This is a genomic window from Blochmannia endosymbiont of Camponotus pudorosus (genome assembly GCF_059934925.1).
This window is the reverse complement of the sequence record NZ_CP011793.1, coordinates 164,612-178,427: the sequence shown is the minus strand read 5'-3', so window position 1 is coordinate 178,427 and position 13,816 is coordinate 164,612. Positions and strand designations below refer to the sequence as shown.

Below are 13,816 nucleotides of genomic sequence, written 5' to 3'. Positions count from 1 at the left end.
TTATAAAATCATAATACTATTTTATACTCTCTTTTCCTTTATTAATTTCATACAAATACAATCTGAATTTCTTGTTTGAATACACAGAAACTACATAAAACTTACAAAAATTTAAATAATCATTCTCTTATTTCTATAAAAATCATTTTATTTAATATCTTTAATATTTCAAAAAATATTAATTATTAGTATCAACTTATATCTTGAAACATATATACTATTAATCACCTAATCAAAACAATACAACAACATATTTTTATATATCTTTTCAAACCTTTAAAACTATATCTATATACTCATCATAAAGATATTGTTCATTTTAATATCTTCAATCAACATAATGTATTAATCAATTACAATATTTTTATTTTTTATTTTAGTATGATTATATTTATTTTTTTTAATGATTATAGAATGTTTTAACATATTTAATGAAACAGTTCCATATAATTTACTGACTTCGCTAATCACTTCATATTTTAGATGATCTAACATTTTTTTAAACATAGAAAATGATTCTTTTTTATATTCTTGTTTTGGATCCTTTTGAGCATATCCTCTTAAATGAATACCTTGCCTTAAATAATCCATTGATGCTAAATGTTCTTTCCATAATGTATCAAACGTTTTTAACATAATATTCTTTTCAAAAGTATTCATAAATTCTATACCGATAGATTTTTGAATATAAACATATTGCCTTTCCATTTCCATTAATACACGATCTCTTATTTTCTCTTTTTTCTCATATAATGAAGAATCTTTATCCAACCATCTTATAAGTGGTATAGTTAAATGAAAATCTAATTCTAAACATTTTTCTAACTTTAATAAAGTTCTTTTATTTTCTATAATTTCTAAAGGTATGTAAGTATTCAATAATTTATTAACAACATCAAAACGAATATTTTTTATAACATCACTCATATTGGATATACTCAACAACTCATTCCTTTGTGCGTAAATAACTTTACGTTGATCATTAGCTACATCATCATACTCTAATAATTGTTTTCTAATATCAAAATTTCGATTTTCTACTTTTCTTTGAGCATGAGCAATAGCTTTTGTAATCCAAGGATGTTCTATTGATTCACCTGACTTCATACCTAACTTTTTCATTAACCCAATCAATTTATCAGAAGCAAAAATACGTATTAATGAATCTTCCATAGACAAATAAAATCTAGATGAGCCAATATCACCTTGTCTTCCAGATCTCCCTCTAAGCTGATTATCAATACGACGGGATTCATGTCGTTCAGTTCCAATTACATGTAAACCTCCAGATTGTAATACTAAATTATGACGATTTTCCCAATCAGATTTAATTGTATTATTATTAGTACGTAATTTAACATACTCTGCTTGCCAATTTCCACCTAACACAATATCAGTTCCTCGACCTGCCATATTAGTAGCGATAGTTACTGCTCCAGGATATCCTGCTTGAGCTATAATTTCTGCTTCTGCTGCATGAAATTTAGCATTTAAAACTTTATGAACAATTCCCAATCTTTTTAAAGCATGAGAAATCATTTCAGATTTATCAATAGATATAGTCCCAACTAAAACCGGTTGATTTCTTTTGACACAACTTCTTATATCATTAATAATAGCATCAATTTTTTCATGCTCAGTCATATAAATCACATCGGGAAGATCATTACGAATCATAGGTCTATTTGTAGGAATAACAATAGTATCTAATTTATAAATAGATCTAAATTCAAAAGACTCAGTATATGCAGTACCAGTCATCCCAGCTAATTTTTCATATAAACGAAAATAATTTTGAAAAGTAATCGAAGCCAATGTTTGATTTTCATCTTGAATTTTCACACATTCTTTAGCTTCTATTGCCTGGTGTAGGCCATCTGACCAACGACGACCAGGCATCACTCGCCCTGTATGTTCATCAATAATCAATATTTCTCCCTTTTTAACTATATAATCTACTTCACATATAAATAAAGTATGAGCACGTAATGCTGCATTAACATGATGCATTAATATAATATTTTCGGAAGAATATAACGACTCACCTAACTTCATTAACCCAGATTCAATTAATAATTTTTCTATTAAGATTAATCCTCTTTCAGTTAAAATAACCTGCTTAATTTTTTCATCAACTGTAAAGTATTTTTCCTTTGAAGAAGATAAAATAACATCTTCATTTTTTTTAATAATACTACATACTAACTCATTAATTTTTAAATATGATGATGATGGATTATCTGAAGGGCCAGAAATTACTAAAGGAGTACGAGCTTCATCAATTAGAATAGAATCTACCTCATCTATTAGTGCATAATGCAATGTACGTTGTACTTTATCTTTAAGAGAAAATACCATATTATCCCGCAAATAATCAAATCCATATTCATTATTCGTTCCATATGTAATATCGGAGTTATATGCCACACGCTTTAAAGCTGCAGATTGTCCTGGCAAATTTACTCCAACACTTAATCCTAAAAACTCAAATAAAGGTCGATTATATGTTGCATCTCTGTTTGCTAAATAATTATTTACCGTAACAATATGTACTCCTTTTCCACTCAATGCATTTAAATATGCAGGTAAGGTAGCTGTTAAAGTTTTTCCTTCTCCAGTACGCATCTCTGCTATACAACGATTATTTAAAACAATACCTCCTAATAGTTGTACATCAAAAAGTCGTATATTAAAAATTCTCTTACCAGCTTCACGAACTACAGCAAATGCTTGAGGTAATAATTGTTCTATATCAATCCCAGATTTAATAAATTCACGAAATTCATTGGTTTTATTGGATAATTGATCATCACTTAATCTTTCTATATCTTTTTCCAAAAAATTTATCATATCTACTATTTTTTTCATACGCAATAGCATGCGTTCATTTCTACTTTTAAAAAATTTTCTTAAAAACTTAAACAAAAATACCATAATAATTTGATCTTAATATAAAACTTAATATTTAATTACTATTTATTCAATTAAATAAACTAAAAAATATTTAAAATACTACCTTAAATATTAATAAACAGCTACCTATATATTACATATATATAACACAAATTAACATACATTACATATATACTGTAATCTAAATCTATTTTTATTATACAATGAAAATAGATTTCATATATAACAACGTACTATTTAACTTTAAAACCTCACTAAAATACCTTAATTAAAATTATTTGTATTAATACAAGAAATGATTTCCCATGATTCTTGACGTGATAAAACAGTTCTAAGTAATTTATTATGCAAAGTATGACCGGATTTGAAAGCAGAAAAAGACCCAAGAATATTATATCCACAAACAAATAAATCTCCAATAGCATCAAGAACTTTATGCCTTACTAACTCATTATCAAAACGTAACCCTTCTACATTCAAAACTTGATTATTATCATCTATAACAATGACAGAATTTAAATTACCTCCTAAAATAAATCCTTGACTTTTCAAATCTTTGATTTTATTCATAAAACCAAAAGTACGAGCTGAACTAATTTCAGATATAAACGATTTAGTAGAAAAATTAAAAAAATAATGCTGATATATAGGATCAACTATTAAGCGTTTGTACTCAATAGTAACATCTAATGTAAAACCATCATTAGGCTTTAACTCAGCCCATTTATCTTGTTCTTCAACTCTTACAATTTGTTTTAATTTAAAAAATTTTTTAGAAATATTCAGTTCCTGTACACCAGCATTCACTAATAATGATACAAATGGACCAGCACTACCATCCATAATTGGTATCTCAGAAGCATCTAATTCTACAATAACATTGTCTATTCCTAACCCTGATAAAGCAGCATTTAAATGTTCAATAGTACAAACTTGATGAATACCATACTTATCTTTTAAACATGTACATAACATAGTATTACCAACAGACTTTACATTAACTTTAAAATCTACAGGTGGATTTAAGTCAACTCGACGATAAATCACTCCAGTATCTGCTAAAGCAGGATACAAATTAATAGTAACTGTTCGACCAGTATGCAACCCTACTCCAGTAATACGAGTCATTCGTTTTAATGTCCGTTGTTTAATCATCGCCTATTTAAGATAATATTCTTAAAACCAAATAAAAATAAATCTTTATGTTATACACAAAAAGATAATCATATAATCTACACTTATTATTTCCTCAAAAAAGCTGGAATATCTAAATAATTTGTCTCTTTTTCAGAAATCAAATTATCTTGAGTTTCTTTGATATCTAAATTATGTCCAGATCCATTAAAAAAATCAGACGAATTTTTAGGAGAACGATTATGATAATTATGTTCTTTCGCTGTTTTTATCATATCTTCCTGAGTATTATTAGATAATATTGTCTCCGACCGCTTATCAATTCCAATTCCAGTAGCTACTACGGTAACTCTTAATTCGTCATTAATATCAGGATCTAAAGATGTTCCTATCACTACCGTTGCATTATCAGACGCAAATGAACGTATAGTATTTCCCACAGTTTCAAACTCATCTAATCTTAAATTCAATCCTGAAGTAATATTTACCAATACTCCACGAGCTCCAGATAAATCTATATCTTCTAGTAATGGACTAGCAATAGCTAATTCAGATGCTTCTTCTGCTCTATCATCACCACATCCTATTCCAGCGCCCATCATAGCATACCCCATTTCAGACATTACTGTGCGAACATCCGCAAAATCTACATTCATTAATCCTGGTCGAGTAATTAATTCCGCAATACCTTGCACTGCTCCTTTTAATACATCATTAGCCGCACTAAACGCATCTAACAAAGATATACCACGCCCTAAAACTTTTAACAATTTATCATTTGGAATAGTGATTAATGAATCTACATATTTTGATAATGCAGAAATTCCCTGTTCTGCAAACATCATTCTTTTTTTTCCTTCAAAACTAAAAGGTTTCGTTACTACAGCTACAGTTAAAATTCCTAAATCTTTAGCTACTTCTGCTATCACAGGAGCAGCTCCTGTTCCTGTTCCTCCACCCATACCTGCAGCAATAAATACCATATCAGCTCCTTCTATAGTAGCTTTCAAGACATCTCGATCTTCTTCTGCAGAATTTCGACCAATTTCCGGATTAGCACCAGCTCCTAACCCTTTAGTTATAGAGCTACCAATTTGAATAGTTTGTCCCACTATCATTTTTCTTAGCGCTTGAGCATCAGTATTAACCGCAAAAAAATCAACACCTTCAATACGCTCTCTCAACATATGATCCACTGCGTTACTACCTCCACCTCCAATACCAACTACTTTAATTACAGCATCACTAGTTAATTCCATTGGTTCAAACATAATTTTCTCCAGATTACCATTTATCCCTTAATTAATTTAAATAATTAAACCACATATTTCTTTTATATTTTATATACCAATTCAATAAATATTAAAATTCTCTTTTTAACCAATTACTTATTTTTTTTATCCAATTTTTAATCTTTATTCTTTTATCTATATCTAGATTATTATTTAAATGAGACTCTTTACCATAATGTAATAATCCTATAACAGTAGAATATCGTGGCCCACCTATTCCATCTATTGATCCACTAATATTTATAGAAGATGCAACTCTAACTTGCATGTTAAACACTTTTTGTGCACATGCTACTACACCTTCCATCAAAGATGCTCCTCCAGTTAATACGATACCTGCTGCAAGATGATGCTTAATACTAAGCTGTTTTAATTGTAATTGTAATTGTAAAATCTCTTTATTTACTAATTTCATTAATTCAATATATCTAGGTTCAATGATTTCTGCTAACATATGACGTTGTAAAACCCTTGATGGTCTACCTCCAACACTTGGCACTTCTATATTTTCATTTTTGCTTACTAAAGATTCTAAAGCACATCCATAACGCACCTTTATAGTTTCTGCATCAGATAATGGCGTTCCAAATGCATAAGCAATATCACTTGTTACTACATTTCCAGCATACGGAATAACCTTAATATGACGTAAAGCTCCATCAATATATATCGCAATATCCATTGTACCACCTCCTAAATCTACAACACATACCCCTAATTCACGTTCATCCTGAGTCAATACTGCATAACTTGAAGCTAATCCAGAAAAAATTAGTTGATCTACTCGCAATCCACATTTTTCTACCGCTTTTACAATATTTTTAGCCATATCATTATGACAAGTAATTAAATGAACTTTTGCTTGCATCCTCACTCCAGATAAACCAACTGGATTTTTTATACCTTCTTGATAATCAATAGAATAATCTTGAGGAATAACATGTAATATTCGATGTTCATCGCGAATTTTTACTGATTTAGCTATATGTACTACATTATCTACATCCAATTGAGTAACTTCCTCCGCCAAAATAGGGACCATACCTATTTCATTCTTACAACTAATATGTTTGCCAGATAAAGATAAATAAACAGATGCAATTTGGCATCCTGCCATTAACTCTGCTTGATTAATAGAATATTCCACACATTTTATTACCGACTCTAAGTTATTTACTCCTCCTTTATCCATTCCTTGCGAAGAGCAACAACCTAAACCAATAATATTTATTATCCCATCTGGTAAAATTTCTCCTATTAACGTAGCAACTTTATCTGTTCCAATTTCTAATCCTACTAAAAGCTTTTTATTATCCACAGATTTCATCATTCTTTCAATTGCCTTATTTGTATGTATCACTTCTTATCACACAGCATAGATTTACCCAAATTATCTATCCATTTTACAGCAAAACCAGAATAATAACGCAAATCAATATAATCAATATATATATCTTTTTTATTAATTTCTTGTAATAAAATAGGATAAATTTTTATAAAATAACATAATCGATCTATTGGATTATTTCTGCCTAATTTTAATTCAATATTATTCCTTAATTTTAATTGCCAAGAATAATGTATATCCATTTTTAATGACGCTATCTCAAATTTATTAGATCGAAGTATTGCATTAAATATTAAATAATTATTCAGTACATCTTGTTCTTTATTATGCGGACCATATAAAAATGGTAAAGATTTAATATTATCACCATCATTACAATCATTACTTTGGTATTCAGGTAGATGAAATATAATACCTGTCGTGCTGATAATTAATTTATCATTCCAATATGCCATAGGAATATACTCGATTAAATGAATTTTTAATGTATCTGGCCATTGCTTCCTAACACTAACTTGTTTAATCCATGGCAATTTTTGAATTTGTTTTTGAATTACATCAACATCTTGTGTTATAAATGATCCTAACTTTTCTAATTTTAAAATTAAATAATTAATATCATCATTAGTAGTAAAACAACGATTTCCAGTAACTACAACATAAGATATAGGATAATAACAATAATGACACATCCAACGAAAAATCATCTTATACACAACCCAAATACTGATAAGTATAAAAATAGATACAAAAATCCAACTTATTATTAATTTAAAATTAATATAACACTTTAATTTTGATACATACTTAATTAACATTACATTTAATGTAATTAAAATAACTATTTTATTTAACTTATATAATTTCTCTAATGAAAAGTATCATATTCAAAAAATATAAACTATCACCGTACAATATTCGTGTTATTATTGTGCTGAAATGTACAAAACTTTTGATTTTTAAAAAATAAATCGCGTATCTCGTTTCCTATTGTACCAGCTCCCTGAAGTAAGAGCAAATCTCCATTTTGAAGTAATTTTGACAAAATTTTTAATAAAATATATTTGTTAGGCACAAATACGGGTCTAATTTTACCATATTTAATAATTGCATTACATAAAGATTGACTATTTATATTTAAAATAGGTTCTTCTCCGGCAGAATAAATATTTAATATTAACAGCACATCTACAGTAGAAAGTACATGAATAAAATTATCATACAACTCATACGTACGAGTAAATCGATGTGGCTGAAATATCATTATTAATCTTTTATCAGGCCATCCAGATCGAGCAGTCATAATAGTTGCTTGTAATTCAGTAGGATGATGGCCATAATCATCTACTATCATGAACTTACCAATTCGACCATTTATTTTATTTAAAGAAAAATATCCTAAAATCTCAAAACGTCGATGTACTCCTCGAAAATTCAACATAGATTTTGAAATAATTAAATCATGTATACCTTCTTCAATAGATACACCTATAGAAGCTGTAGCATTTAATACATTGTGATAACCAGGAATATTTAAAATTATTTGTAATTTTTTATTATTTTTTGTTAAAACAGTAAATTTACTTTTCCCCGTATATTGATAATAATTTAAAATACATAAATCTGCATCTTTACTAAATCCATAAGTAATAATTTTTTTGTTAATATTAGATAATAATATACTGCGAATTGCTGGGTCATCAATACATACTACAGCATAACCATAAACTGGTAAATTATTTAAAAATTCAATAAATGCTCGTTTAAGAAGTTTAAATTCTTTTTGATATGTATTCATATGATCAAAATCAATATTAGTAATTATTTCTACTGTGGGATATAACCACAAAAATGATTTATCACTTTCATCTGCTTCTGCTATTAAATAACGACTATATCCAAGTCGAGCTTGAACCCCTTCCGATTTTATTATTGCTCCATTTATAAAAGTTGGATCTAACCCTGCTTCAATATAAATATTAGTTAACATAGCAGTAGTTGTAGTTTTTCCATGAGTTCCAGCAATAACTATTCCATATTTATCTCTCATCAATTCAGACAACACTTCCGCTCGTCTCATAACAGGAATTTTTGCAAATTTAGCTGCTTGAAGTTCAGGATTGTCCCAACGAATAGCGCTAGATATAACCACAACATCTACATTATTTACATTACTAGAATAGTGACCTAAAAATATTTTTATTCCTAATGTTAATAAATACTGAGTTATATCACTTTTTTTTATATCAGACCCAGTAATTTTGTATCCTTGATGCATTAATATCTTTGCAATACCACACATACCAGCGCCACCTATTCCAATAAAATGAATTCGTTTAATATTATAACGATTAATTACAGGTAAAATATTACTTTTTGATGGTAATAAATGCATAAGAATAATATTTCAATAATTTTTTTTATGTAAATGTTGTATTATTGTCTGTGCAACTAATTTTGTTGAATCAGGTATTGTAAAAGATTTAGCTCTTAGAGCCATAATAAGTAATGTCTTTCTATTCCAAGATTCTAAAATTTTACTAACATAATCACTAGTAAATTTCTCTTGTTCAATAATGATTGCTGATCCTGATTGTACTAAAGGTAAGGCATTCCAATATTGCTGTTTATCCTTATGATAAGGAAATGGTACAAATATTGCAGGTAGTCCAACACACATTATCTCACTTACTGTTAATGCGCCAGATCTAGATATTATAATATCTGCCCATGAATATGCTTGTGCTATATCATCAATAAATGGCATTATTTTATAGTGAGTTTTTTGTTTTATCTGTTGATAAGCTTCTATTACATACTTGAAATCTTTTTCACCAGATTGATGCCATATAATCAACTTATTAAATAATCTTTTAAAAATTTTTGGTACAACTTTATTGAATATATAAGCTCCATTACTTCCACCAATTACCAAAACTCGAATTGGACCAGTACGATTTTTCCATCGAACAACTGGATCGGGAATAGAAACAATAGTACTTCTTAATGGATTTCCTAATGTAACAGCATTATCAATAACATTAGGAAACCCTTGTAATATTTTTTTAGCAAAAAAAGATAGCAATCGATTAGTTAAACCTATAACTCTATTTTGTTCATGTATGATTAATGGAATCTTACATAATAAAACTGCTATACTACTAGGACCAGCAACATATCCTCCCATACTTAAAGCAATATCAGGTTTCCAATATTTTATAATCTTTAAAGCCTGATACATTGATAAAAAAATTATAAATAACAACTTAATTAACCTCTTATATATTTTTGTTCCACGCCATCTTTCAGCATGAATAAATTTAATATTAATTCCATACATTGGAACTAATTTAGATTCAATATTATTTTTTGATCCTAACCAAACTACTTTATATCCATGCTTTATTAAATAACGCGCTACCGATAATCCTGGAAAAATATGCCCTCCACTTCCACCTGCTATTATCAAAACCGTCTTTAATTTTCTTTTTACATTCATTTATTATGCTCATTCCCTTTCAAAAAGGCCTGATTTTTAATTAAACGTATTTCAAAATCTATTCGAATTAATAATATACTTGCCACTGTTGTAATCAAAAAACTAGATCCTCCATAACTAATAAAAGGAAACGTCAAACCCTTAGTAGGTAAAATTCCACTTACTACTCCTACATTAATAAATGTTTGCACTCCTAACCATATTCCAATAGAATAAGCTAAAATACTAGAAAACTTTTGATGACAATATAATGCACTAGTACCAATAATCATAGCTCGAAATACTATCACAAACAATACTAACAATACTAAAATTGATCCTATTAATCCTAATTCTTCTGATAAAACAGAAAAAACAAAATCAGTATGTGATTCAGGAAGATACTCTAATTTCTGTATAGAATTTCCTAAGCCTCGTCCAAAATATCCACCTCGCCCAAAAGCCATTAACGATTGAGTTAATTGATATCCATTTCCAAATGGATCTTCCCAAGGATTCCAAAAAGACAGAATTCGTTGAATACGATAAGGTTTGACAATTATGGATAAGGTGATTAAAAATATATTTAATATAAATATTAACATCAGCTTCCACAATTTTGCTCCAAATAAAAACAACATATATAAAGTAATAATAAATAAAATTATAATACTACCAAAATCTGGTTGTCCTAATAATAATAATGATAACGATAACATTATTATAATAGGTTTACATATACCCCAAAAAGTATTTCGTACTTCTATTAACTTACGTTCCAAATAATTAGCAAGATAAAAAATAAAAGATAATTTTGATAACTCCGAAGGCTGCATACAGAAAGATCCCCATATTATCCATCTTGAAGCTCCATTGATAGTATTATTAAAAACTAATACTATTATCAACATCACAAAACTACACAACAACATTATAAAATTATAACTTTTCCAGGTAGTTATAGGTAATCCTAATATTATTAAACATAAAACAAAAGTAATACTATAATAAATGATCGCTCGTTTTATAAAAAAATAAGGATCTCCTGATATATTTATACCTATTGGAATAGATCCAGAACTAGCTATAATAAAACCAATACAGATCATTCCCAGTAATAATCCAAATAATACCCGATCATATAACAACATCATCTATAATATAGATCTTATTTTCTTGCTGAAAAATTTTAAAATTATCATTTTAGTTAAAATATACATTTCTATATATTATCCTAATCTTTGAGCCAAATAAGTAAATAAAATTCCTCTAAACTTAAATGATAAAAACTGATCTAAACTGGAACATGCCGGAGATAATAGTACTATATCTTTTCTTTTTACTCTTCGCGCAATAATATACATCGCATCAATTATATTCTTAGTTAAAACAATATTTCCAGAACCAAACTCCGTCAAAAATAATCCATCTTTTCCAAAACAATACAAATGCACTTCATATTTTTTAATTAAATCTTTTAATTCATCAAAATTAGCTAATTTTTTATCCCCTCCCAATAATAAATGAAGATTACCTGATAACATGGATACAGCAGTATTAATTGCTATTTTAGTAGCTCCTATATTAGTAGCTTTAGAATCATTAATCCATCGTACATCACGATTTTCATAAATTAATTGAAAACGATGCGGCAATCCAAAAAAGTGTTTCAAAGATTTTAAAGATGCTATACGCGGAATATTAACGCTATCTGATAAAGCTAAAGCAGATAAAACATTATTATAATAATTAATATGATAACTCACTTTTAATTCAAGACAATTTAATATATATTTATCATATATAACTATCCAATTACTTCCTCTATAATATTCTATACGATAATCTGAAGAATCTGAATTTCTACCAAAACTTATGAGATGCTCATAATTGCAAGATAAAGACGGATACGTTAAAGGATCTAAAGAATTTACCACACAAGTAATAGCATTATTATAAATTCTATTTTTAGAACGACTATATGATGAAAATCCATCTGAATATCGATCCATATGATCTTCACTAACATTTAAAATAGTAGCAGCTGTAGCACATAAACTATGCGTTACATCTAATTGAAAACTCGATATTTCTAATATATATAACTGATATTTCTTATTTAACGAAGTAAGAGCAGGAATTCCAATATTCCCAACAACTCCAACTTTCCATCCAGCAGATTTAGCCATATTATTTACTAATCTAGTAACTGTACTTTTCCCATTTGATCCAGTAATAGCAATTATTGGAACAGTTATTTCTCGAACAAATAATTCAATATCTCCAATAATTTCTATTCCTATCCTTCTAGCTTCCATTAATATAGGATTATCTAATCGAATTCCAGGACTGACTACTATTAAATCAGCATTTAATATCCACGAACTACATAATTTTCCAAAACAAAATTTAACAAAACTAGGCAACCTATTCAGTTTAGGAGGGTATAATCTAGTATCGATAACCTTAGGTAAAACTCCTCGCATTAAAAAAAAATTTAAACAAGATAGTCCAGTAATTCCTAATCCAATAATTACAACTCGTAATTTTTTATAATCTCTTCTATTCATAACTATACTAATTTAAAATAAAAATAGCTAATCCAAGTAACACTAAAACCAAAGACACAATCCAAAATCGTACAACTAATTTTGGTTCTGAATATCCCTGCAATTCAAAATGATGATGAATAGGAGTCATCTTAAATATTCTCTTCTTAAAAATTTTAAAACAACTCACTTGAAAAATTACAGATAATGATTCTAATACAAATATACCACCTATCACTAATAACAAATATTCTTGTTGTAGTAATACAGTAATTACTCCAATTGCACCACCAAATGATAAAGAACCTGTATCTCCCATAAATATCTGTGCTGGATAACTATTAAACCATAAAAATCCAAGTCCTGTTCCTACAATTGCAGCACACACAACTATTAATTCTTGAGCAAAAAAAATATATGAAACATTTAAATAACCTGAAAAATATACACTACTACTAATCCATGCTATAACAGCTAACCCAATAGTCGCTAATATTATTAAAACAATTGCTAATCCATCTAATCCATCAGACAAATTAGTGGAATTACTTGTACCTACAATTACAAAATATGATAATAAAATACTCCAAATATCTAATTTAGATATAATATTTTTAAAATAAGTCCATCCCTCTAAATTGGTATTTATACAATCCATTCTTGTAATACACATGATAATACTTAATAATAAAGCAATTAATGTCTGCCAAAAATATTTATTTAAAACATTCACACCTAAAGTATTTTGTCGTGTTACTTTTAAAAAATCATCAATCCAACCTAATAATCCATATACTATAAATATACATAATACATACCACACATATACATTTGATAAATCAGCCCATATTAATATCGACGTAATTGACGATATTAACATGATTATACCTCCCATTGTAGGAGTATTACGTTTTAATTGATGAATTTCAGGGCCTTCCACTCGAATCATTTGAAACATACAGAAATGACGTAACCATGAAATAATAATAAATCCTATTCCTAAAGAAATAAACAAAGCAAAAAATAAACTAGCAATACTCCTAAAAAAAACAGAATATTCAACACTAGACATAAAAAAATACATCATTACGCAATTTCTCTT

10 protein-coding genes are annotated in these 13,816 nt (G+C 28.0%); all 10 read right to left on the bottom strand.

The annotated features are described in order from the left end of the window. Positions 1 to 345: 345 nt before the first annotated feature. The 10 genes from secA to mraY all read right to left on the bottom strand — a co-directional run bounded on the left by secA (position 346) and on the right by mraY (position 13,786). Positions 346 to 2,934, bottom strand: a complete 2,589-nt coding sequence (gene secA, locus Bpudo544_RS00755) for a preprotein translocase subunit SecA (RefSeq protein ID WP_500825454.1) — start codon at positions 2,932 to 2,934, stop codon at positions 346 to 348. Between the two features lie 243 nt (positions 2,935 to 3,177). Beyond that, the gene (gene lpxC, locus Bpudo544_RS00750) at positions 3,178 to 4,068 is read right to left on the bottom strand and encodes a UDP-3-O-acyl-N-acetylglucosamine deacetylase (RefSeq protein ID WP_500825453.1); all 891 of its coding nucleotides are present in this window, start codon (positions 4,066 to 4,068) and stop codon (positions 3,178 to 3,180) included. Between the two features lie 86 nt (positions 4,069 to 4,154). After that, positions 4,155 to 5,318, bottom strand: a complete 1,164-nt coding sequence (gene ftsZ, locus Bpudo544_RS00745) for a cell division protein FtsZ (RefSeq protein ID WP_500825452.1) — start codon at positions 5,316 to 5,318, stop codon at positions 4,155 to 4,157. 91 nt (positions 5,319 to 5,409) lie between these two features. Continuing rightward, on the bottom strand, positions 5,410 to 6,669 hold the full coding sequence (gene ftsA / locus Bpudo544_RS00740) for a cell division protein FtsA (protein ID WP_500825451.1): 1,260 nt from the start codon (positions 6,667 to 6,669) through the stop codon (positions 5,410 to 5,412). Between the two features lie 26 nt (positions 6,670 to 6,695). Beyond that, positions 6,696 to 7,394, bottom strand: a complete 699-nt coding sequence (locus tag Bpudo544_RS00735; protein WP_500825450.1) for a cell division protein FtsQ/DivIB — start codon at positions 7,392 to 7,394, stop codon at positions 6,696 to 6,698. 197 nt (positions 7,395 to 7,591) lie between these two features. Next, entirely contained in the window at positions 7,592 to 9,082 is a 1,491-nt protein-coding gene (gene murC / locus Bpudo544_RS00730; RefSeq protein ID WP_500825449.1) for a UDP-N-acetylmuramate--L-alanine ligase, read from the bottom strand. A 12-nt stretch (positions 9,083 to 9,094) separates the two neighbouring features. Beyond that, a complete protein-coding gene (gene murG / locus Bpudo544_RS00725; protein WP_500825448.1) occupies positions 9,095 to 10,186 on the bottom strand; it encodes an undecaprenyldiphospho-muramoylpentapeptide beta-N-acetylglucosaminyltransferase in 1,092 nt (363 codons plus the stop codon). Then, a complete protein-coding gene (ftsW, locus tag Bpudo544_RS00720) occupies positions 10,183 to 11,319 on the bottom strand; it encodes a cell division protein FtsW (RefSeq protein WP_500825447.1) in 1,137 nt (378 codons plus the stop codon). Before ftsW ends, murG begins: the two co-directional genes overlap by 4 nt. A 75-nt stretch (positions 11,320 to 11,394) precedes the next feature. Further along, entirely contained in the window at positions 11,395 to 12,735 is a 1,341-nt protein-coding gene (murD, locus tag Bpudo544_RS00715) for a UDP-N-acetylmuramoyl-L-alanine--D-glutamate ligase (RefSeq protein WP_500825446.1), read from the bottom strand. 7 nt (positions 12,736 to 12,742) lie between these two features. Continuing rightward, positions 12,743 to 13,786, bottom strand: coding sequence for a phospho-N-acetylmuramoyl-pentapeptide-transferase (mraY, locus tag Bpudo544_RS00710; protein WP_500825445.1), 1,044 nt, complete (start codon positions 13,784 to 13,786; stop codon positions 12,743 to 12,745). Positions 13,787 to 13,816 lie beyond the last annotated feature (30 nt).